Origin of the sequence: Polyangium mundeleinium (assembly GCF_028369105.1) — a bacterium.
Lineage (GTDB): Bacteria > Myxococcota_A > Polyangia > Polyangiales > Polyangiaceae > Polyangium > Polyangium mundeleinium.
The window spans coordinates 3,824,475-3,845,976 of record NZ_JAQNDO010000001.1 but is presented as its reverse complement, the minus strand read 5'-3'; the positions used below and the strand labels follow the sequence as shown (position 1 = coordinate 3,845,976).

Below are 21,502 nucleotides of genomic sequence, written 5' to 3'. Positions count from 1 at the left end.
GCTGACCAGCCGGTTCAGAAGGCTTTGCTTCAGCTCGTCCGGCAGACGCGTCCAGAACGGCCGCGGGGGCTTGACCCGCGCGCGAGCGCCCCCACGACGTGCTCGAAGGGTGGCCGAGCAAGGAGACGAGGCGTGCGTTCCAGGGATTTTCATGTGCTCGTGGAGGCGCGGATCCGGGAGGCGGAGGCGCGGGGGTCGTTCGAGGACCTGCCCGGCAAGGGCAAACCGATGCCCGCGGACGACCTCGCCGGCCTGCCCGCGGAGGACCGCATGGCCGCGCGGATCCAGCGCATCGCGGGGAGCGCGCCGGAGGAAGTGGAGCTCTTGCGGGACATCGCGGCGCTGCGCGAGCGGCTCGCGGCGTGCAAACACGAGAAAGAACGGGCAAAGCTGACGGAGGCGCTCGGCGCGAAGACGACGCGGCTCGCGATCCTGTTCGAGGCGTCGGGCCGGAACGTGCTCGTGCACAGCAAGTTGACGGAGCCGCGGTGAGGCCTGGTTTGCCGGGGCTCCCCACGCGCTGTCCGTGGGGGTAGAGTCTTCGCATGAACCTGACCGAGCTGGAGATCGAAGCGCTGAAGCTCGACCCCGCGGACCGGGCGCGCCTCGCCGAGAAGCTCCTCGAGAGCCTGGAGATGCTCTCCGAGCAGGAGAACCAGGAGGCGTGGGCCGAAGAGGCGGCGCGGCGCGACGCGGACTTCGATCCCGCGAAGGGTCGCTCCGCCGAGGACGTGCTCCGGGACGTGCGGTCACGCTTCGCATGACGTTCCCCGTCGTCTTTCACGCGCTCGCGGAGCTTTACAGACCTCGCGAGGACCACATCCGCATCCTGGCCATCGCGGCCCACAAGCGACGGCCGACCTACTGGCACGGACGTAGCTGATCGAGCTAGCCTTCGCCCCATGGTCCGACGCTCGATGAAGGCCTGGCTCGCGCGGCTCGCGGCGGGCACGCCCACGGTCCCGCTCCGGGACGAGGAGACGGGGTGTACCCTCTGGATCAAGCTCGAGTACATGCTCCCGAGCGGATCCACGAAGGACCGCATCGCGAGCTTCATCCTCGGCTGCGCCGTCGAGCGCGGGGCGCTGCGGGACGACAGCATCGTCGTCGAGGCGTCGAGCGGCTCGACGTCGATCTCCTTCGCCATGGCCTGCGCCATGATCGGCGTACGATTCCGCGCGGTCATGCCCGAGGGCGTGAGCGGCGAGCGCTTGCTCATCATCCGTCGTTATGGCGGTGAGGTCGTGCTCACGCCGCAGAAGCTCGGCGTGCTCGGCGCGATCGAGGAGACACGCCGCATGGCCGAAGAGGACACGCGGGTCTTCTGGCCGCGCCAATTCGAGAATCCTCAGAATGCCCTCGCCCACCAGCGGACCACGGGCCCCGAGCTCATCGCCCAGGTCGGCACCACGATCCACGGCTTCGTCGCCGGCGTCGGGACCGGCGGGACGCTCATGGGGATCGCGCGGGCGCTCCTCGAGTCGGGGCAAAAGGCGGTCATCGGCAGGCCTCGGCCCGAGCGGGGCGTGTGTTTCGAGGGGCAGCCGGAGATCTGCGGCGGGATCCCGGGCGTGGTGGACGGGCTCTCGCAGATCCTCGACGAGGAGGACGTGGGCGGCGTGGTCTCACTCCCGGTCCCCGACGCGGAGGCCATTCGCGCGGCGCGGGATCTCGTGGCGCGAGGGTTCCCGGTGGGCCCGTCGAGCGGGCTCAACCTGGCCGGGGCGCGCATGCTCGCGCGCAGGCTCGGGCCGGGGCACGACATCGCGACCGTGCTCTGCGACCGGATGGAGCGTTATTTCTCGACCGATATGTTCCGGGACCTGTCGGGGGACGAGGCCGTAAAAAGCGTGCGATGAAAACAAATGCGGTGAGGTTGCTCGATACGCTCGGCATTGCCTACGAGCTCCGCGCGTACGAGGTCGATCCCGAAGATCTGCGGGCCGGGACGGTGGCCGAGAAGATCGGCTTGCCCGTGGAGCAGGTCTGGAAGACCCTCGTTTGTCGCGGAGATCGCACGGGCGTGCTCATGGCCGTGCTCGCCGGGAACGAGGAGCTCGATCTGAAGGCGCTCGCGCGGGCCACGGGCGATCGCAAGGTGGATACGGTGTCGCTGAAGGAGGTCCAGCCACTCACGGGTTACGTGCGCGGCGGCGTGACGGCGATCGGCGGCAAAAAGGACTTTTCTGTTGTCGTCGACGAGACGATCGAGCTCCACGACGTGGTGTCCGTCTCGGCAGGCGTGCGGGGGCTGCAGATCCTGCTCGCGCCGACCGATTACGTGCGGGTGGTGAAAGGCACGCTCGCGCCGATCGCCCGGAGCGTGTAGGACACCGACCCCCGCCTCCAGGACACCGACCTCCGCGTCCAGGACACCGACCCCCGCCTCCAGGACACCGACCCCCGCCTCCAGGACACCTACCGGGTCAAATGGCGCAGCAGGCGCGCGAGGGCGAGCAGCGCCCCGGCGCCGATGAGGATCGCGGCGACGTAGGACAAGCGGAGCGGCCCGAGCCCCACGCGCTCGCCCCCGAGCCAGAGCCATCCCGCGATCTGGTCGAGCACGCGGATGATCACGCCCGCGCCGGCCAGCGCGACCGGGCCGCCGAGCATGCTGCGGACGTCGGGCGCAGGCTCGTTCGAGACGCTCGGGAGGGGCTCGCGCGGGGGAGGCTCGCGCGGGAGGGGCTCGCGCGGGGCCGCCGACACGCGCGGCTTCGGGACCGAGGAGACGCGTGAGCTCGGCGGCGACGCCGGCGAATCGAGGCGCACGGCCGGCATCGACGCGCTCGATCGGCGCTGCGGCGCGCTCGGGCCGCTCGCGCCCCAGTCGACGTCGATCGCAGCGGCGTCCCGGGCGCGGGCCGACGGCGCAGGCGGCTCGGGGAACCGCGAGATGCGGCCCCCGCCCTCGGACGGGGCGTCGGCGAGCACCGTGGAGGCGACGTCGAGGCTCGCAGGCGGCACGGAGACGGCGCGCATCGAGCCCGAGGGGCGGCGCGACTCGCCTTGGGGCGCTTCGATCGCCGGCGCCCGCATGATCCCGGACCGATGTCCCGCGGGCGCGGAGAGGCGCGGCCCGAGGCCGAGGGCTTGCTCCACCTCGTCCCAAAACGCGCCGGCGCTCCCGGGGCGCTCGCGCGGATCCACGGCGAGCGCGCGGCGGAAGACGGCTTCGAGCGCGTCGGGCACGGCGATGCCCTCGTTCCGCGGCGTGGGCCTTCGTTTCTCGTCGAGCACGGTCCCCATGATCGCCACCGCGTCGCCGTCGATCACCACGCGGCCGGCGATGGTCTCCAGGAACGCGAGCGCGAGGCCCCACACGTCGGTCCACGGGCCGGTCGTGCCGAACCGCTTCGGCGCCCATTGCTCCGGCGCGCCGTAGCGCGGCGTGAAGGCGAGCGGCGTGGCTGTGTCCGCCTGCGTCATCTCGCCGGCCATCACGGAGGCCGCGTCGCGGGCGCGGGCGATGCCGAAATCGAGGATCTTCACGTACTCGGTGCCGTGGACCTCGGCGAGGAAGATGTTCGCGGGCTTGATGTCGCGGTGGACGACGCAGAGCGCGCCCTGGGCCCCCCCGGGAAAGTTGTGGGCGACGTCGAGGGCGCGGGCGACGGGCGTGAGCAGGCGCGCGGCTTCGACGTAGCCGAGCGGCGGCAGGCCGTCCGTGGCGCGCTGCTCGATGAGCGACCAGAGCGTGCGCCCCTCCAGCCACTCGAGCGCGATGAACGGGACGATGAGGCCGCTGTCGAGCGTGATGACGTCGTAATGCAGCGGCCGCACGACCTCCGAGATCGTGGCCGAGAGCCGGAAGAGCATCTCGGCCTCCTCGCGGAATCGTTCGAGGAAGCCGGCGCGCAGGTCCTCCGGGATCGTGGGGATCTTGAGGCACTTCAGCGCGACGGGCGCGCGGAACGCTCCGTGGAGCGCGCGGTAGACGACGCCGAACCCCCCTTCGGCCACCGCCTCTTCGATGGTGAAGGGGCCCTGCGTCGTGCCGGCGATCCCGAAGACGTCCTGGGCCATCACGCCCGAGCATACGACGTCAGGGGCAGGGCGGTGAAGTGGGAGGCGCACGCGGAAATTTTGGCGATGGATCGCTCGTGGCTCGGGCCGTGGATCGTGGCTGACGTACAGACGACCTCCTCTGCTAGCTTCGCCGCATGAGTGAGTTCGTCTCCCTTGAGATTTCCGAAGCGATCGCCACCGTCACGCTCCTCCGGCCCACGATGCCGCCCGCGCTCTTCGTCGAGCTCGAGGCGCTCTTCGGGCGCCTCGCGGCCGAGAAGGGGCTGCGCGCCGTCGTCGTGCAGTCGACCGCGAAGGCGTTCTCGTTCGGGCTCGATCTGCGCGCGGCGATGGCCGATCTCGGCCCGCACCTCGGGGGCGGGGGCGCGGCGGATCGGATGGAGCTGCTCGGGCTCATCCAGCGCTACCAGCGCGGCTTCGACGCCGTCGCGGCTTGCCCCGTGCCCGTCATCGCGGCCATCCAGGGGCCTTGCATCGGCGGGGGGCTCGATCTCGCGGCGGCGTGTGACATCCGCCTCTCGACGCGCGACGCGTACTTCTCGGTGCGCGAGACGAAGATCGCGATCGTGGCGGATCTCGGGAGCCTGCAGCGGCTGCCGCGGCTGCTCGGCCAGGGGCTCGTGCGGGAGCTCGCGTTCACGGGCAAGGATCTCTCGGCCGAGCGCGCGCTCTCGATCGGCCTCGTGAACGAGCTCTTCGACGACGCGGCGGCGCTGCAAGCGGGGGCGCGCAAGCTCGCGCTGGAGATCGCCGCCAACCCGCCGCTCACGGTGCGCGGCGTCAAAGCGGTGCTCGATCACGGCGAGGGCAAGTCGGTCGCCGACGGGCTCGCCTACGTCGCGGCCTGGAACGCGGCGTTCCTCGCGTCCGAGGACCTCGGCGAGGCGATGGCGTCGTTCATGGAGAAGCGCACGCCGCGCTTCGCGGGGAAGTAAAGAGGGCACGAAAACCGCTCGATTCTTCATTGCGAGCGGACGAGCAGGGCAGGCACCATGGCCTATGGAGGGGGCCATGCGCATCGCACCGGCTCGAGGTGCCGCGTCATGCGTCCCGGAAGGTGGACGCTTGATGCGCATGGATTTCCCCCGTGCAGAGACGCTCCTTCACGGCTGCCCGACACCCCTCGCGCTCGTGTCGCTCACCGGCGAGACACTCGCGACGAACGCCGCGTGGAAAACACGCGTGGGCAGCGGCTCGCTCGACGCTCGTGTACACGAACAGGATCACGCCGCGCTCGCGGAGGCGGAGCGCGCGGCCTTCGGCGCGGAGGCGACGATCTCGCTCGACGTGCGTCTCGCGCGGGAGGGTGAGCGCGCGAGGCTCTCGTTCTGGCGGGCGGACGAGCGGTCGTTGTGGGCCGCGGCGGAGGTGACGCGCGACGAGGCGGAGGAGCACAAGGCGCGCATTCTCCTCGATTGTTTCCGTGTGATGGATGCGATCGTCTGGTCGTGCGACGCGGAGGGCAAGGTCCTCGTGTCGGACGGCAAGGGGCTCGCGCTGCTCGGCCTCGTCCCTGGCGCGGCCGTGGGGAAAAGCGTGTTCGAGCTCTACCCGCCGGACTCGAAGGTGCATGAGATCGTCACGCGCGCGCTCGCCGGCGAGACCTTGCTCCAGGAGGACGTCACCGAGAAGGCGCACTGGCGGAACGTCTACACGCCGTTCGTCGACGCGAGCGGCACCGTGAAGGGGGTCCACTCGCTCGCGGTGCACGACGGCGAGGACCTTCAGCTCTCCAAGAAATCCAAGGCCATCACGGAGTGCGTCGATCGCCTGCCGATCTGCATCTGGGCGTTCGACAAGAAGGGAACGTGCACCCTCTTCGAGGGGGCGCTCGGGAAGCAGATGGGCCGCACGGCGGCGGAGCTCGTCGGCAAGAACTTGTTCGAGCTCTACCGCGACCGGCCGGACCTCGTCGGCGACATGCGGCGCGCGCTCGCGGGCGAGGCGTACGTCGTCGAGCGCCCCATGCGCGACGCCCAGCTCCGCATGCGGTTCGCGCCGCTGCGGGATCCGTTCGGCGAGGTGATCGGCGCGTGCGCGTCGACCGAGGACGCGACCGAAGAGCTCCGGTTCGAGGCGCAGCTCCAGGCGCAGCTCGAGCTCATCGCGTCGCAGAAACAGGCGATCGCCGAGCTCGGCACGCCGATCCTCGAGGTCTGGCAGGACGTGCTCGCGGTGCCCGTCGTGGGCACGCTCGACGCGGCGCGGGCCGAGCAGATGCTCGGGGCGCTGCTCGAAGCCGTCGTCGACAAGCAGGCGCGCTTCGCGCTGCTCGATCTCACGGGCGTGGAGGCGGTGGACACAGCGACGGCGGAGCACCTCGTCCGTGTGGCCTCTGCCGTGCGCCTCCTCGGCTGTGAGGGGATCATCACCGGGATCCGCCCCTCGGTCGCCAAGACGCTCGTCGGGATCGACGTGAATCTCGCGCAGATCCGCACGCTCCAGAGCTTCAAGGACGCGCTGCGCTACTGTGCAGGGCTCGGTCCGCGCGGCAAGCGCTGACGCCCCTCGCGCGGACGGCACATCCATGCGAGGATGCGCCCCCCCGCGCCGCGGCGACAAGGACCTGCCATGACGATGCGACCCGCCGATCTCCACGCGATTCCCCTCTTCGAGGGCATCACCGAGGCCCACCTCGCCGAGCTCATCGAGGGCCTCGAGCGCGTGACACTCGCGCCCGGCGACGTGCTCTTCGAGGCCGGCACCGAGCCGAAGCACCTGTGGCTCCTGGCCGCGGGCGAGATCGCCCTGGAGCAGGCCGGCGAGGTCCGCTTCCGGCTCGCGCCCATCGCGCCCATCGGCGAGCTCGGGGCGCTGACCGGGCTCTACCGCAACACGCGCGCGGTCGCGACCGAGGCGTCCGAGCTCTACCGCATCGGCGTCGTCGCGCTCATGCGGTTCTTCGAGAACCACGGCGACGTCGCGTTCCCCTTTTATCACAACCTGCTCAAGATCGTGGCGCAGAAGGTCCACCGCGATGCGATGCGGCAGGGCGAGATGCGCGCGAACATCATCCGCACGCAGAAGGCCATGAAGGAGCTGCGCGACCGCGTGCTCGAGGCCGAGGAGACGCCGATCAGCCGCGCGGTCTGCGAGACGCTCGACACGCTCATCGAGCACAACCGCCGCGTCCACTACATGGTCACGCCGGCCTACGCGCTCTCGACCTCGGTCCGCCTCGACGCGGGCGTGCTCATCCCCGTGAGCGCGATGTCGGACCGGTATCTCGAGCTCGTCTCCTTGCCCGACGCGAAGCCGGGCGACGAGGTGAGCTTCGTGCTCGTGATTCCGAACGGCGAGATCCCGGTGAGCGGCAAGGTGCGGCAGGCGGGCGAGGGCGCGGTGCTCGTCGAGCTCGACCTGCTCATCGACGAGTACGCGAAGAAGCTCGGCGAGCATTTGACGCGTGTGCAGATGCTCGATTTCGTGGTGTAATCGAAGACGGACAGGAACCCACTTCCCCGGGGGACGAGATGAACTCGACGAGGCGCAAGCTCGCCATTGCCACATGGTCCTCGCCGCGCGAGGGCAACATCTACGGCAAGCTGGTCATGGACGCGGGCGAGGCGGTCGCCTACGTCGAGCACCTGCGAAAGACCACCGGGGAGAAGGTCACGATCGGCCACATCGTCGGCAAAGCCGCGGCGATGGCCATGAAGGCCGCGCCGGGGCTGAACGGCCGCATCGTCCTCGGCAAATACGTGCCGCACGAGACCGTGGACGTCACGTTCCTCGTCGCGCTGGAGGACGGGCGGGACCTCGCGAAGACGAAGATCCCGAGCGCCGACGAGAAATCGGTCGCCGACATCGCGAAGGCGCTGGCCGAGGGCGCGGGCAAGCTCCGCGGCGGCAAGGACGCCGATTTCGAGAAGAGCAAGGGCATCGTGCGGGCGCTGCCCTCGTGGCTGCTCAAGCCCGTCCTCTGGACGACGGGGTTCTTGACGGGCTCGCTCGGGCTCTCGGCGTTCGGGCTCGAGCCCTTCCCGTTCGGCTCGTGTGTCATCACGAACGTCGGCGCGTTCGGCGTGGACGAGGGGTATGCCCCGCCGACGCCGTTCGCGCGGGTGCCGGTGCTCATCCTCGTCGGCGCGGTGCGTGATCAGCCTGCGGTCGTCGCGGGCAAGGTCGTCCCGCGGCCGCTCGTGACCATCACGGCGACGGTGGATCACCGGTTCATCGACGGCGCGCAGCTCGGCCAGCTCGCGAAGGTGCTGCGGAAGGGGTTTGAAGAACCCTGGACGCTCGACGGGCTCGCGAAGGCCCCGTGGGCCACGCGCGACGCGCCCGAGGCGCACGCGACGAACGGCGGGTGACGCCGGGCCGGCCGGGCTCTACTCTGCGCCCATGTGGCGCGGTACCCCTTCCTCCCTTTTCGCACTCCTGACCCTTCCTTTCGCGTTCGTCGCGTGCAGCGACGGGAGCGAGCTCGGCTCGGGGGGCTCCTCGGGCACGATAGGCATCGGCAGCACGGGCCCCGGTAGCACCGGCCCCGGGGCGCCGGCGGCGCGGGCGCAGGCGGCAGCGGCGGCGGCGGCGCGGGCGGCAGCGGCGGCGTGGGCGGCAGCGGCGCGGGCGGCAGCGGCGGCGGCGACGCGCTTTGCCCGACGACCTTCACGTTCGTCCCGCCTGCCGGCGCCAGTGCGCCGCGTGTGCCCGGCGAATGGCAAGGCTTCGACCTCGCCACGGCGCCCGTGATGAGCGGCCCCGACGCGGGCGGCGTGTACAAGGCCACGGTCCTGCTCCCGCCGGGGCTCCACGGGTACAAGCTCGTGTACCAGGACGCGGGCGGCGGCACGCAATGGATCCTCGACCCGGCGCAGGGCCGCCGCAAATACCTCGGCGGCATCGAGAACAGCGCCGTCAAGGTGCGGGATTGCAACCTGCCCACGCTGTCCGTGAAGACCACGAAGGCCAGCCGCACGGCGCCGGGCCAGGGCGCGTTCACGGCCGATCTCGGGTATGTCGACGGCGCCGACGCGAGCGGGGCCGACGCCGCGGGCTTCGAGGTGACGCTGCTCGAAGACGGCACGAAACAACCCCTCGCGGCGCCCCTGGTCACGGTCTCGCCCGAGGGCAACGTGCAGCTCGCGCTCGCGGGCCTCGCCGACGGCAAGTACCGCGTCACGCTCCGGCCGCGCAGCAAGAGCGGGCGCGTGGGCGAGCCCGTGCACCTGCCCTTCTGGATCGAGGCCGAGCCGTTCTCCTGGAACGACGCGGTCGTTTACATGGTCCTCACGGATCGTTATCGCGACGGCGACCCCTCGAACAATGCCCCGCCGACGCCCGGCGCCGACGCGCGCGGCGACTGGAAAGGCGGCGACCTCGTGGGCCTGCGGCAATCGATCGAGGAGGGCGAGCTCGACAAGCTCGGCATTCGCGCCATCTGGCTCACGCCGTTCCAGACGAACCCCGTGGACGCGTACCTCGCGGCCGACGGCGTGCACAAGGTCACGGGCTATCACGGTTACTGGCCGATCAAGGCGCGCGAGGTCGATCCGCGCCTCGGCGGCCCGGATGCGCTGCGGGCGCTCGTGAAGGCCGCGCATGCCCATGGGATCCGCATCTTGCAGGATTACGTGGTCAACCACGTGCACAGCGAGCACGAATATTTCAAGTCGCACCCCGCGTGGTTCCGCACGGGCTGCGTCTGCGGCACGGCGAACTGTGACTGGACGGCGAAGGCGCTCGAATGCCTCTTCGCGGATTACATGCCCGACATCAACCACTCGGTCCCCGAGGCGAACGCGCAGTTCGTCGACGACGCCGTGTGGTGGCTCGACGAGTTTGATCTCGACGGGCTGCGGGTCGACGCGGTCAAGCACGTCGAGGAGCTCGCGACACGGAACCTCTCCGTCGAGGTGCGCGAGACGTTCGAGAAGGCGGGGACCCATTACTTCATGATGGGCGAGACGGCGATGGGGTGGAACGACTGCGGCGACCCCTGCAACGACGAGAACTATGGCACGATCGCCCGGTACATCGGGCCCTTTGGCCTCGATGGGCAGTTCGATTTCGTGCTCTACCACGGCGTCTCGTACCGGACGTTCGCGTACGGCGACAAGGGCATGCTGCACGCCGATTACTGGACCCAGCACGGGCTCCAAAAATGGCCGAAGAACGCGGTCATGACGCCGTACATCGGCAGCCACGATACGCCGCGCTTCGTGTCGCTCGCCGATTACGCGGACGGCGACCGCGGAATCCCGGGCAACCAGTGGGACAACACGGCGCTCGCGCCGTCGGATGCCGTTCCTTACGAGCGGATGCGCGTGGCGATGGCGTGGCTGCTCGCGCTGCCGGGCGCGCCGCTCATGTATTACGGCGACGAATATGGCCAGTGGGGCGGCGCGGATCCGAACAACCGGCTCATGTGGCGACCGGAGAACGGGCTCTCGGCCGAGGAGAAGGCGACGCTCACGTTCGTGCGCAAGCTCGGCACGGCGCGGCAGGCGATTCCGGCGCTCCGGCGCGGGGAGTACGTCTCGCTCGCGCGACGGAGGACACGCTCGTCATCGGGCGAAAGCTCGCGGGCGCGACGGGGGCGATCGTCGCGCTCACGCGGTCGGGCGCGCCGGCGCCGATGACAGTGGACGCCGCCACGCTCGGATTCGCGGCCGGGACCGTCTTGAAGGACGCGATGGGCGGCCCGAACGTCACCGTCCCAGCGGGCGGCATGCTGACGCTCACGGTGCCCGCGAAATCGGCGATCGTCCTCTCCCCGTGACGATCACGCGGCGAGCGGCGCCCGCGGCTCGGCAATGCGGGCGCCTGCCCTCCGGAGCATCTCCGTCAGATCCACCGCGCTCCGCACCGACCAGTCTCGATAACAGTTGTTCATGATGACGTGGACCTCCCGCGTCCGTCGGGACATCCCCACGATCTTCGGCACCCAGCTCGCGAGCTCGGCCTTCTCGTATTCATAGGCGAAGCGCTCGCCGGCGCTGGCCGATTTCTTCTCCCACGTCTCGACGTTGCGGCCGTGGAAACGGACGAGCGCGAGGTCGGTCGTCGCCTCCGCGATCGGCGGGACCGACGAGGCGAAGCCTTGGGGCTCGTCCACGCACGTATAAACGAGCCCTTGCTCCCGGAGAAATGCGAGCGTCTCGTCCCGATGACGCTCGCCGAGCCAGCCAGCGTTTCGGAACTCGATCGCGAGGCGGTGGCCGCGGAAGAGCGCGTGTGTTCGTTCGAGGCGCCGGAGCGAGGCCGACGAGAACGTGAACCACACCGGATACTGGACCAGCACGAGCCCGAGCTTGCCGCTCGTTTTCAGGGGCCGGAGGGCCGAGACGAACCGCGCCGCGAGCTCGTCCAGAAATACGTCGCCGAGGTCCTGCGGGTAGATGCGTCGTTTCTCGCGGACCTCCCGCGGCAGGGCGTCGCGCATGTCCCGCGGCAGCCCGCGCGGATCGATGTAATGCTCGCTGAGTGGGGCCACGACCTTGACGTTCATCGTGAACCCCTCGGGGGTACGCTCGCTCCAGAGCTCGGCGTTTTTCTCGGCGAGCAACGCGTAATGCGTGGCGTCGACCTCGACGATGGGGAACGACGACGCGTAATGGCGCAGCCTCGCCTCGGCCGTCCGGGCCCCGGGCGGATAAAACCCCGAGGACACGAGCGTCCGCTCGGTCCACGCGGAAATGCCGATCTTCACGAGCGCAGGCACGCGGGGGAGCATGCAGAACCCGAGCCAGCACGGTGGCACTTGTGGTCGTACGCACGCTCCTGTAGCTTTGCACGTCGTGACGACCCAGGACGTCGCCTTCGCCTGCGAGCCGCTCGGCGAGACCGTGGTCCTCTCGCTCGACGGGCGCGAAATCATGGACGACCTCTCGTCGTTCGAGATCGTCGTCCATGCCGCGAGCGAGGTCGATCTCGAGGCCCTCGTCCGTGCGCCGTGTGTCGTCGTGCTCTCCGACCCCGAGGAGGGCACGGCGCGCGCGATCCAGCTCGTGGTGATGGAGGTGGCCGAGGAGGCGGGCCGGGGCCGCGATCGAGCCCTCTCCCTCCGCCTCGCGGATCCGCTCGCGCCGCTCGCGCTCCGAGAGGGAGTTCGCGTTTTTCAGGACAAGACCTCGGAGGAGGTCGTCACGGAGGTCCTCGCGGGCGCGGGCGTGCCGCGCGACGGGATCGTGGCGAGGCTCTCCGGGGAATACCCGCTGTATCCGCTCTGCACGCAGCACGGCGAGGCCGAGTGGGATTTCGTGCGCCGCTCGCTCGCGCGCGAGGGCATCTCGTTCTGGACCGAGACGTCCGAGGACGGCGCGTGGCGCGTGCTCTTCGGCGACGGGACGGCCTCGCACGAGGGGATCGACGGCGATCCGCGCCTCCCCTTCGCCGGGCCGGGCGCCACGCGCGCGAGGGGCGTGCGCGCGCTCCTCTCGCTCGCGTGGGAGGCGGGGTTGTCCCACGATCGGGTGTTCGTTCGGGATTTCGACGTGGATCACCCGGACGTCTACCTCGACGGCGAGGCCGGCGAGGGCGCGCTCGAATGGTTCGAACATCCGGCCCTCGTGCCCGACGCGCGTGCGGCCGCGGCGCGGGCGAAGCGCAGGCTCGAACAGCTCCGCCGGGACGAGGTGAAGGTCACGGCGACGAGCGATTGCATGCGCCTGCGGCCGGGTCGGCTGGTCGAGGTTGTGGGCGGCGGCGTGGACCTTTTTGATCAACGGTTTCTCGTTTCGGAGGTGCGTCACACGTTCGCGCGGCCGCTCCGCGACGGCGGGAAAGGGTCGCCTTATCGCAATGAGGTCGTCCTCCGGCCCACACGCGGCGAGGGCGGCGAGGAGCGCCCGCCGCATCGACCTGCGATCCGGAAGGAGCCGCGCATCCACCACGTGGAAAGCGCGGTCGTCACGGGGCCGCCGGGCGAGGAGATCCACACGGATCCGCTCGGTCGCGTAAAAATCCGGTTTTTATGGGATCGATCGGGCATCACCGACGATCGGTCGTCCTCGTGGGTCCGCGCGATGCAATGGCCGCTCGGCGGCGCGATGATGATCCCGCGCGTCGGATTCGAGGTCGCGGTCTCGTTCCTCGACGGCCTCGCCGATCGACCCTTCGTGCTCGGCCGCCTCTACAATGCGACGGCGGTGCATCCGTACGTCCTGCCCTCGGCGCGCGCGGTCACGGCCTTGCAATCGTGGACGAGCCCCGGGGACGGCACGACGCAGGAGATCCGCTTCGGGGACGAAGCGGGTGCGGAGGCGTTTTTCGTGCACGCGAGCCGCGATCTCAGCGTGCGCGTGGGCGGCGACTATCGACAGACGACGGACGGCGACGAGGCCCACGTGGTCGGGCTCGGCCTCGCGGCGCACGTGGCCGGCGCGGAGGACGTGACGATCGGCGGGAGCCAGCGTCTGGACGTGGGCAAGCCCGTTCACGTCGCCGTGGACGGCGCGAATGCGGAGTCGATGGCGGCCGAGATCGTCGCGGTGACGGGGAACCGGGTGGTGCTCGCCGGCGGTGGATACGAAGAGTCCGTCGGCGGCGCGTACGTGCTGCAATGCAACCAGTCGAACACGAAGACGACGGGCACGTTTTCGCGGATCGTGGGCGGCTCGAAGTTCGTCTCCGCCGGGCTCTCGGTGACGGAGAGCGTGGCGGGGGCGCGGACGTATGTTTGTCGGGGCGCGCGCGTGGTCACCTGCGCCGGGGCGTATTCGGAGTCGGTGAAGGGCGGCAAGCGCAGCACGGCGGGCGTGGTGACGGAGAATGCCGCGGCCGATCATGGGATTGCGGGGCCCACGGGCAAACTCGCGTCGGGTGAGGTCGCGCTCCGGGCGGGCGGCACATTCAGCATTGCAGCGTCGCAGATCACGATCAACGTGTCCGGCGCGCTCGCGGCCGGAGCCCTTTCAATCACGGGCGGCGCGCTCCGGGCGACGAGCGGCACGACGTCGATCGAGGGAACGGTCAAGCGGGACCAGGGCGGCGAGGTGGGCGGATGAAGCAGCGTCCGTGGATTGAGCTCGGCGTGCAGGGGATTTCCTCGCGGATCGTCGGCCTCTCGTGCACCCTCGACGAGCGGGTGGGGGCGCCGTTCGTCGCGCGCATTCATTGCGATGTTTTTGAGCACGGCGAGCCGGTCTCCGCGGCGCACCTCGATGTCCTCGGGGAGCATGCTTGGCTCGTGCTCGGCGTCGCCGGCGTGGAGCGGCGCTTCGAGGGGATCGTCGATCGCATCGAGGATCACGAGGGGCACAGCGAAATCGTGATCGTGGCGCGCGTGGCGGAGGCCGGCGACGGCTGTGACGAGCGCGTGTTCCCGGCCGCGAGCGCCGTCGAGGTCGCGCGGACGATCCTCGAAGCGCATGGGCTCCGCGTCGAGAACCACGCGCGGCGCGCGCCGCCCCGGCGGGCGCAATGGATCCAGTCGTTCGAGAGTGATCTCGCCTTCGCGGCGCGGATCCTCGCGGAGGAGGGGTTGTCGTGGTATCCGTCGACGGCGGAGCGCGACGTCGTGCGAATCGCCGACGAGCCGGCCACGTTCGACGATTTCGGGGTGGTGCTGCGTTACCGCGAGGACGCGGGGCTCGAAGGAGGCCCCTCGCTCTGCGCCGCTCGCCTCGTGCGCCGCGCGGCGAGCGACGTGACGCGCCTGCGCGGCTACGATTTCGAGCGGCCCGAGCTCGATATCGAGGGCGAGAGCGGCGAGGGCTCGCTCGAAGGGTACGAGGTGTCGCGGGACGCGCGTTCGCCTGCGGAGGCGCGTGCGCTCGCGGCGATCCGGCTCGGCGAGAGGCGGGCCGAGGCCGCCGTGCTCGAAGGCGAGGCGACGGCGCCAACGGTCGCGGCCGGATCGATCGTGACCGTCGAAGGATGCCCCGCCGCGGGGCAGGACGGGCGTCATCTCGTGCTCGCCGTGACGCACGAGGTGGGCGACGGTTATCTCGCGCGCTTCCGCGCCGTGCCCACCTCTTTGACGCACCGCCCTGCCCGCGCTCGTATTCGTCCACGCGGAGGCGTGGGCACCGCGATTGCGACGGGCCCGTCGGGGCAGGAAATCGAGGTGGACGCGTACGGACGCACCTCGTTGCACCTTCGCTGGGCCCAGGAGGCGTCCGCGCCGGCCCGTGTCGTCGCGCCGGCCCTCGCGGGCGCGGCATTTCATCCACGAATCGGCTGGGAGCAGGTCGTCGCATTCTCCGACGCCGCGTGCGAGTCGCCCCTCGTGCTCGGCCGCCTCTACAACGGCGCCGAGCCGCCGCCGCTGCATCTCCCCGCGCAGAAGGTGGAGACGCACCTCGGGACGAAGAGCACGCCGGCCGGCGAGCGTGGCCATTTCCTCCGCATCAGCGACGCCGCGGGAACGGAACGACTCTCGCTTCAGTCGTCCGGCGATTATCAGGAGCTCTCCGAGAAGGACAAGGTCTCGGTGGTGCAGGGCGATCTCGGGCGCGTGGTGGGTGGGTCGCGGGAGCTGTTCGTCAAGGAGAACCTGCATACGGCCGTGGACGGCGCGCATTCGCTCTCGGTCGGCGCCGAGCGCGCCCTCACGACGGACGCGGATCTCGGCGTGTGGGCGAGCGCGGAGAGCATTTCGGTGGCTGGAGCGCGCCTCTTTTCGATCGGCGGCGATTCCGTCACGAAGGCGCCGCGGCTCGTGCGGATCGTGGGCGGGGCGAAGACCGAAGCGCCGCTCGAACACCAGAGCGTGCACACGGAGGGCGCCGGGACGCTCGTCGTCGGCGGCTCGATGAACACGACCGCGGGGATTTCCGAGGCGATCGCCGTGGGCGGGGCGGCCGTCGTGAAGGTCAGCGGCCCGATGACGGTGACCGCGAATGGGTATGGGCTCGACGTGCTCGGCGTGTATGCGGAGAGCTACACGTCGCGCCATGTGAAGGCGGGCGGCACCGTGGCCGAGGCATTTGGGACACTCACGCACACGGTGAAAGGAAATGCGTCGATCGCGGGCGCCGAGATCGCGATCGAGGCCAAGGCAAAGCTCGTCCTCCAGGCGGGCGGAATGACGATCAGGATGACCCCGGGCACGATCGAGATTCAGGGCGATTTCCAGGGCGCGGTCGCGAGCGTCGAGGAGGGAGTGTCTCGTTATGGCTGAAGGAAAAAGCGCGCGGCGCGGGCGCAGCAAGGCGAGCGCCCTCCTCGGCCCGGGGCTCCATCCCGGCCGCATCGAAATGGCCATGGCGGCGTCCACGGACGGCGACGAGCGTGTGTACCGCGTCCGCCTCACCTCGGGCCGTCATCTCACGGCGCGGCTCGACGGGGCCGTCGCGCCCGATTTCGCCGAGGAGTGCTTGCGAGGCGGGCGCACGGTCGTGCTCGTCGATGGACCGGACGGGCCCCGGATCGCGGGCGCGCTCCAGGTCGCGAGCGCCGTCGAAAAGGACGCGCGGGGCACGCTCGCACTCGAAGCAAAACACCTGCGCATGCGGGCCGATCAATCGATCGTGATCGAGGTCCCCGGCGGATCGCTCGCGTTCGAGCCGGGCGGCGCGCTTCGCCTGGAGGGGGACAAGCTCGTCATCGACATGGCCGCGCTGGTCCGCATTTTCGCGGCGCGCGTGGAGCTCCCGTGACGAACGTCTCCGCCGCGCTCCCCGGGGATCCGCCGCTCCGCCTCGTGCGTGTCGCGGGGAAGGAGCGCCTCGGCGAAATCGGGAGGTACGAGCTCGATTTCTCGGGTCCCCCCTCCCCCGTCGTGTTGCCCTCGCACGTGCTGCGCGGGCCGTGCGTGCTCCGGTTCGAGGCCGAGGCGGGAGAGCGGCGGTTTGCAGGGATCGTGACGCGGGTCGTCCTCGTCGCCACCGATCATGGGAGCGAACGCATCTATCGCGCCACCGTGCGCCCGCGCCTCGCGTTGCTGGAGCTGCGGCGGTTTCCGCGGGTGATCCGTGATCGCAGCGCGCCCGACATCATCGCCGATCTCGCACGCGCTGCGGGATACGAGCGGATCGAGGTGCGGCTCGCGGAGACGTATCCGCCGCTCGACTGGGCGATTCAATACGACGAGACGGACGCGACGTTCGTGCGCCGCCTCTGCGAGGAGCACGGACTTTTCTTTCGATTCGAGGAGAAAGACGGCGCCGAGGTGCTCGTCATCGAGGACGATTCGACACACGCCGGTGACGTGTATCCCGATCCGATTGCCGTCATCACGCGGGCGACGGCGAGCGAGCCGCGCCCGTTCGTCACGCCCGTCCTCGCCGCGCGGCAGCGTCGCCCGGGAAAGGTCACGTTGCGCGAGTACGATCCGGAGCGGCCTGCGGTCCGGCTCGAAGGCGTGGCCACGGCCGGATCGAGCGTCGAGCAACGGACGAGCATTTACGAGGCGCCGGGCGGGTTCCGCTCGACGGAGGCCGGGGAGCGGGCCTCGCAGCGGCGGCTCGAATCCCTGCGCGCGGACACCTCGACGCTCGTGCTTCGAACGAACGCGCTCGCGCTCGTGCCTGGCCGCGCGGTCACGCTCGTTGAATCGGATCGCGCCTTCGGTCGGGCACGCGTCGCGGGCGCGTGGTTCGTCGTGGCAACCTCGATCACGTGGAGCGCCGACGAACCCGTCCTCGAAGCCACAGTGGAGGCCATTCCGAAGGGTGTCCCCTTCCGATTGCCGCGCATCACGCCAAAGCCGCGCATCGACGGCGTGCAATCGGCGATCGTCACGGGCGCGCCGGGCCAGGAGATCGACACCGACGCGCTCGGCCGCGTCCACCTCGCATTCCCTTGGGATGTGCGTGGCCCGAAAGATCACCGGAGCAGCGTGCCCGTACGCGTGACGCAGCCCGAGGCACCGGCGGGATTCGTCCTGCCGCGTGTGGGCTGGGAGGTCTTCGTCGCCTTCGAGGACGGCGATCCCGAGCGTCCGCTCGTCCTCGGTCGCTCGTACAATGGCAAGCAGCTCCCGCCGCTGCCGCTGCCCGCGAACAAGACGGCGAGCGTGATTGCGACCGACAGCTCCCCGGGCGCCGCCGCGCGCACGTCGATCCAGCTCGACGACGCCGCCGGCAGGCAGCACATGCTTTTCTCGGCGCCGTTTGGCCGGGACGACCACGTGTATGGCGATTCTCGCACGGAGACCCGCAAAAACGAAAATGCCGAGGTCCTGGGGAGCATGACGTCTTCGATCGGCGCGGACGAGACGGTAAGCGTGCACCTCGGGTGGGCTGCGTCGTACGGATCGCGCACGGTGACAGTGGGCGCGACGCAAAAGCAGACCGCGGGCGGGAGCTTCGTCACGCAGGTCAAAGGGATGGAAGCCGTCTCCGTGGGGGGCCTGCTCGCCGAGCAAGTGGGCAGCCCCGTGAAGGGCGCCGCGAATCTGTTGTTTTCCACGGCGCTCGCGGGCGTGGGCTCACGCGGCACCGCGGGTGCCATCGTGGCGGCAGGGCTCGGCGTGGGTCGCGCTGCGATCGAAGGATTTTCCGCGGGCGGTGAGAAAGGCGCGGCGGCGGCGGCGGGAATGGGGTTGGCCGGGATGGCCGCCTCGATGGTGCCGGGCGGCGAGGCGATTCTCGCGAGCGTGACCGGATCGTCGAAGCCCATGCCCTGGGATCACGGTCGTCCGCCCGAGGGCGAGGTCGCGGCGGGCGGAGGCGCGGCGGGCGTGAGCGGACCGAGCGGCAAGGCGGGGCCCGGGCCGGGGCACCGAGCGACGCTCGTCGAGGGACCTTATTCGGAAATGGTCGGCGGCGTGTATGCGGTGATGACGCCGGGCGCCGTCTCGTGGGTGACGCTCGGCCCCGCGACGATGCTCGTCAATGGCAGCCACACGACGGAGACGACGAAGGCCGGCATGCAGGTCGCGGGGGCCATGAACGAATCGCTCGGATCGCTGGTGATCACGAGCTCGAAAAACATCGCCCGCAAGGTGAAGGGCCTCGTCCAGAGTGACGTGAGCGGGGCGCGGGAGGTAAGCGCGGGCGGGGCGTATCGCATGACGGCGCAGGCGTCGCTCACGCTCTCGGTCGGAGGGAATTTGACGCTCTCGGGTGGGACCGTGACGTTCAAGTGCGGCGGGGCCGAGATCTCGGCGTCCGGCGGCGGGGTCACGATCAAGGCGCCGAGCATTCGAATCACGGGACCATCGCGTGAAGCGGGGAAATTGACGCACAAGTGACGCTCTCGGTCGTTGGCCTCGGTCTCTGCTCTCCGGCGGGTGTGCTCGTCCGGGATCACGTGTTTTTCCCACGGGCAAATGCGCCGCCGCCTGCGCCCGCGCCGTTCGTGCTCGCGAACGGACGGCCTTTTCAGGTCGGCTACGCGCGGTTCGTCCCGCCAGACCTCGATCTTCCGGACCGGCTCGTCGCGCTCGGACGCATCGCGCTGGAGGAGGCTCGGCCTGCGCCGGGGATGCCGCTGGTCGTTTGCCTGCCTGCTCCGTGCGAGGGCCTGCCTGCGGCCGTGCTCGACGACGTAGCGAGCCGTCTCGCCGCCGTGGCGGCGTCGTCGCGGGTGGAACGTTTCACAGGCGCGGCGGGCGTGTTCGACGCGCTCGCGCGGATCGACGCGCATGGGTGGCCCGACGCGGCGATCGTCGGCGTCGATTCGTTTTTCCACGCGGATCGGGCGGCGGCGCTCGTCGCGCGGCCTCCCGGCCCCTTCGAGCCTGCGCGGCTCTGGCCGGCGGAAGGCGCGGGGGCGCTCGTTGTCGTGCGCGGCACGCGGAAAGACGCTCCGACGATCTTAATGAGCAAGACCGCGCTCGGTCGAGGCACCGACGACGACGACGAGCCCGTGGACGCCGCCGCGCTGACGAGCCTCCTCGGCGAGCTTCCCGAGGGCGCCCCCATTCAGGTGGTCTTCGGCCAGGATCGTGTCGACGCGCTCCGATCGCGGGAATGGGAATGGAGCACCGCCCGGCAGGCTTCGAGGTTCCACGCGGAGGCCTTTGGTGTTTGTCTCGAAGCTGAAATCGGACAGGTCGGCGCGGCGGCCGGCGTGATGGCCCTCGTGGTTGCGTTTGCCTCGGTCCGGCACGGGGTTTGTCCACCTGACAGCCGCCTGCTCGCCTGGGCCCTTTCACGCGACGGCACACGTGGGCTTGCGCTCGGCGTGGGAGGAGATTCGGCTCCAGGGGACGCGCTGCACCCGCTCGAGGAGCGGGCACGCGCGCGGGCCGTGCCTTTGGATTCCGTTTCACCGGACGAACCATCGCCCGCGGAAGACGTCGCATCGGCCTTCGACGAGGCAACCTTCGACCCCGACGCGGCCCTCGCGCCGGCAAACGACATCCTGCCCCTCGAACGACCTTTGCCGGAGTCGATCACGAAGTCGCCCCTCGTGAGGCTCGATCCCGAGCGGCTCCGCCCCGTCTCGCGGGAGGCGCTTTATGCAGAAATCGTGTCGCACTGCGCGGAGACGCTCGCCGGGATGGGCAAGGCGCGCGAACGTTCGCCCTTGCGCGGCGTGCGCGACATTGAGCAACGAATGCTCCATCAGGTCGACGCGATCGTCGCCTCGGGCAGGCGCGCCCTCATCCATCTCGCGACGGACTGGGCCGAGCACCAGGAAGACCCTTGGCGATGGTTTGGCGGGACGACCGCGGCCATGGCCTTCGAGGGCGACGAGGCGAGGCGACTCGTGTCGCGAAAGATCGACGCGCTCCCCGACGAGGCCGATGCGCACGCGCGGCGCGTGGCCGAGGCGCTCGCGCTCTCCGAGCACGCGGAGCTTTTTTCGCTCGGACGGGCCCTCCATGCGTCCGCACGGCCGATCGCCCGCGCCATCGGCCTCTCTTTCCTCGCAGCCCGCGGCGCGCTCGCGGACGAGGAGGTCCAGCGCGCGTTCTCGGACGTGTCTCCGCTCGTGCGCGCGGCGGCCCTCGACGCCTGCGCGGCGCGGTCCCCTGCCTCGCAACGAGCGTTCGTCCCTGCGCTCCGGAGCGCACTCCTCGTGGAGGATCGAGCGAATGCATTTCGCGTGGCCCGGCAGCTCGCGATTCTCGGCGACGTCGAGGCGCGGCGCGCGTTCGAGGATCCCGCCGTCGCGGCCCGGCTCGGCGCGTACGTGGGCGACCTTTACGTGCTCGCAGGTCGGCCAGAGGATGCCGCAGCGGCGGACAATTTCTTTGGCCGACAAACCACGACGCCAGTCTTGCTCTTGGCTGCGGGGCGATGGGGCTCCCCGGCGATCCTGCCGCGCTTGTTGCAATGCCTCGTGGACGAGGATCTTTCCTTCGCCGCGGCAGAGGCGCTCACCGTCATGCTCGGGCCGGCGCTTCCTCCCGAGGAGATGCGTGACGCCGGGGCCTGGCGGAGCGTGATTGCGTCGACGCGCCTCGATGCGTCCAAGCGTCTTCGCCGCGGCCTTCCCTTCTCGCCCACCGTGGTGGCCGATGAATGCGCATCCGGAGATCTTGCCCGCGGCGATCTCATGCAGCGCGTGGACGAGCTTCGTGCTCGCCTCGGGCGCCTCGAACCCGTGCCCGTCTGGGGGTATGCGACCGACGTGGAGGCGAGCCTCGCCCCGCTGCTCCGGGCCGCGCGCGAAATGAAAGGAAAGGGGTAGG

18 protein-coding genes are annotated in these 21,502 nt (G+C 70.3%); 16 read left to right on the top strand and 2 right to left on the bottom strand.

The features are described 5' to 3' along the window. Positions 1-132 precede the first annotated feature (132 nt). From POL67_RS15455 to ybaK, 5 genes are read left to right on the top strand one after another with little or no spacing between them, the layout of a single operon-like run. Positions 133-492 carry a DnaJ family domain-containing protein gene (locus POL67_RS15455; protein ID WP_271918121.1) on the top strand — a complete coding sequence of 120 codons (360 nt, stop codon included), beginning with the start codon at positions 133-135 and terminating at the stop codon, positions 490-492. 53 nt (positions 493-545) lie between these two features. Then, positions 546-764, top strand: coding sequence for an addiction module protein (locus POL67_RS15450; RefSeq protein WP_271918120.1), 219 nt, complete (start codon positions 546-548; stop codon positions 762-764). Next, the gene (locus POL67_RS15445; protein ID WP_271918119.1) at positions 761-883 is read left to right on the top strand and encodes a hypothetical protein; all 123 of its coding nucleotides are present in this window, start codon (positions 761-763) and stop codon (positions 881-883) included. Before POL67_RS15450 ends, POL67_RS15445 begins: the two co-directional genes overlap by 4 nt. A 19-nt stretch (positions 884-902) precedes the next feature. Then, the gene (locus POL67_RS15440) at positions 903-1,859 is read left to right on the top strand and encodes a PLP-dependent cysteine synthase family protein (RefSeq protein ID WP_271918118.1); all 957 of its coding nucleotides are present in this window, start codon (positions 903-905) and stop codon (positions 1,857-1,859) included. After that, positions 1,856-2,329, top strand: a complete 474-nt coding sequence (ybaK, locus tag POL67_RS15435; protein ID WP_271918117.1) for a Cys-tRNA(Pro) deacylase — start codon at positions 1,856-1,858, stop codon at positions 2,327-2,329. The genes POL67_RS15440 and ybaK overlap by 4 nt, the downstream gene beginning before the upstream one ends. Positions 2,330-2,418: 89 nt before the next feature. Here ybaK and POL67_RS15430 read toward each other — a convergent pair whose 3' ends face one another. After that, a complete protein-coding gene (locus POL67_RS15430) occupies positions 2,419-4,026 on the bottom strand; it encodes a serine/threonine-protein kinase (protein WP_271918116.1) in 1,608 nt (535 codons plus the stop codon). A gap of 137 nt (positions 4,027-4,163) precedes the next feature. Between POL67_RS15430 and POL67_RS15425 the strand changes: the two genes are divergently transcribed. The 6 genes from POL67_RS15425 to POL67_RS15400 all read left to right on the top strand — a co-directional run bounded on the left by POL67_RS15425 (position 4,164) and on the right by POL67_RS15400 (position 10,753). Continuing rightward, complete coding sequence (locus tag POL67_RS15425; RefSeq protein ID WP_271918115.1) at positions 4,164-4,964, top strand: crotonase/enoyl-CoA hydratase family protein; 801 nt, start codon at positions 4,164-4,166, stop codon at positions 4,962-4,964. 139 nt (positions 4,965-5,103) lie between these two features. Then, entirely contained in the window at positions 5,104-6,531 is a 1,428-nt protein-coding gene (locus POL67_RS15420; protein ID WP_271918114.1) for a PAS domain-containing protein, read from the top strand. A gap of 69 nt (positions 6,532-6,600) precedes the next feature. Next, positions 6,601-7,464, top strand: a complete 864-nt coding sequence (locus tag POL67_RS15415) for a Crp/Fnr family transcriptional regulator (RefSeq protein ID WP_271918113.1) — start codon at positions 6,601-6,603, stop codon at positions 7,462-7,464. A gap of 38 nt (positions 7,465-7,502) precedes the next feature. Further along, entirely contained in the window at positions 7,503-8,342 is an 840-nt protein-coding gene (locus POL67_RS15410) for a 2-oxo acid dehydrogenase subunit E2 (protein WP_271918112.1), read from the top strand. 240 nt (positions 8,343-8,582) lie between these two features. After that, entirely contained in the window at positions 8,583-10,613 is a 2,031-nt protein-coding gene (locus POL67_RS15405; RefSeq protein WP_271918111.1) for an alpha-amylase family glycosyl hydrolase, read from the top strand. After that, complete coding sequence (locus tag POL67_RS15400) at positions 10,610-10,753, top strand: hypothetical protein (protein ID WP_271918110.1); 144 nt, start codon at positions 10,610-10,612, stop codon at positions 10,751-10,753. Before POL67_RS15405 ends, POL67_RS15400 begins: the two co-directional genes overlap by 4 nt. 3 nt (positions 10,754-10,756) lie before the next feature. Here POL67_RS15400 and POL67_RS15395 read toward each other — a convergent pair whose 3' ends face one another. Further along, positions 10,757-11,707 carry a DUF72 domain-containing protein gene (locus POL67_RS15395; RefSeq protein ID WP_271918109.1) on the bottom strand — a complete coding sequence of 317 codons (951 nt, stop codon included), beginning with the start codon at positions 11,705-11,707 and terminating at the stop codon, positions 10,757-10,759. A gap of 64 nt (positions 11,708-11,771) precedes the next feature. Here POL67_RS15395 and POL67_RS15390 point away from each other — a divergent pair, with 64 nt between their 5' ends. Genes POL67_RS15390 through POL67_RS15370 form a run of 5 tightly spaced genes read left to right on the top strand, consistent with a single transcriptional unit; the run spans position 11,772 to position 21,501 of the window. Further along, complete coding sequence (locus POL67_RS15390; RefSeq protein WP_271918108.1) at positions 11,772-13,979, top strand: type VI secretion system Vgr family protein; 2,208 nt, start codon at positions 11,772-11,774, stop codon at positions 13,977-13,979. Beyond that, positions 13,976-16,096, top strand: coding sequence for a type VI secretion system Vgr family protein (locus POL67_RS15385; protein ID WP_271918107.1), 2,121 nt, complete (start codon positions 13,976-13,978; stop codon positions 16,094-16,096). Before POL67_RS15390 ends, POL67_RS15385 begins: the two co-directional genes overlap by 4 nt. Beyond that, a complete protein-coding gene (locus POL67_RS15380) occupies positions 16,089-16,574 on the top strand; it encodes a hypothetical protein (protein ID WP_271918106.1) in 486 nt (161 codons plus the stop codon). Before POL67_RS15385 ends, POL67_RS15380 begins: the two co-directional genes overlap by 8 nt. Next, positions 16,571-19,111, top strand: coding sequence for a type VI secretion system Vgr family protein (locus POL67_RS15375; RefSeq protein ID WP_271918105.1), 2,541 nt, complete (start codon positions 16,571-16,573; stop codon positions 19,109-19,111). Before POL67_RS15380 ends, POL67_RS15375 begins: the two co-directional genes overlap by 4 nt. Continuing rightward, entirely contained in the window at positions 19,108-21,501 is a 2,394-nt protein-coding gene (locus POL67_RS15370) for a hypothetical protein (RefSeq protein WP_271918104.1), read from the top strand. The genes POL67_RS15375 and POL67_RS15370 overlap by 4 nt, the downstream gene beginning before the upstream one ends. Position 21,502: the final 1 nt, after the last annotated feature.

Excerpts from the sequence above, each read along its gene's own strand:
- POL67_RS15450 (WP_271918120.1), top strand. The coding sequence starts at position 546 with ATGAACCTGACCGAGCTGGAGATCGAAGCGCTGAAGCTCGACCCCGCG.
- POL67_RS15445 (WP_271918119.1), top strand. The coding sequence starts at position 761 with ATGACGTTCCCCGTCGTCTTTCACGCGCTCGCGGAGCTTTACAGACCT.
- POL67_RS15440 (WP_271918118.1), top strand. The coding sequence starts at position 903 with ATGGTCCGACGCTCGATGAAGGCCTGGCTCGCGCGGCTCGCGGCGGGC.
- ybaK (WP_271918117.1), top strand. The coding sequence starts at position 1,856 with ATGAAAACAAATGCGGTGAGGTTGCTCGATACGCTCGGCATTGCCTAC.
- POL67_RS15430 (WP_271918116.1), bottom strand. The coding sequence starts at position 4,026 with ATGGCCCAGGACGTCTTCGGGATCGCCGGCACGACGCAGGGCCCCTTC.
- POL67_RS15425 (WP_271918115.1), top strand. The coding sequence starts at position 4,164 with ATGAGTGAGTTCGTCTCCCTTGAGATTTCCGAAGCGATCGCCACCGTC.
- POL67_RS15420 (WP_271918114.1), top strand. The coding sequence starts at position 5,104 with ATGGATTTCCCCCGTGCAGAGACGCTCCTTCACGGCTGCCCGACACCC.
- POL67_RS15415 (WP_271918113.1), top strand. The coding sequence starts at position 6,601 with ATGACGATGCGACCCGCCGATCTCCACGCGATTCCCCTCTTCGAGGGC.
- POL67_RS15410 (WP_271918112.1), top strand. The coding sequence starts at position 7,503 with ATGAACTCGACGAGGCGCAAGCTCGCCATTGCCACATGGTCCTCGCCG.
- POL67_RS15400 (WP_271918110.1), top strand. The coding sequence starts at position 10,610 with ATGACAGTGGACGCCGCCACGCTCGGATTCGCGGCCGGGACCGTCTTG.
- POL67_RS15395 (WP_271918109.1), bottom strand. The coding sequence starts at position 11,707 with ATGCTCCCCCGCGTGCCTGCGCTCGTGAAGATCGGCATTTCCGCGTGG.
- POL67_RS15385 (WP_271918107.1), top strand. The coding sequence starts at position 13,976 with ATGAAGCAGCGTCCGTGGATTGAGCTCGGCGTGCAGGGGATTTCCTCG.
- POL67_RS15380 (WP_271918106.1), top strand. The coding sequence starts at position 16,089 with ATGGCTGAAGGAAAAAGCGCGCGGCGCGGGCGCAGCAAGGCGAGCGCC.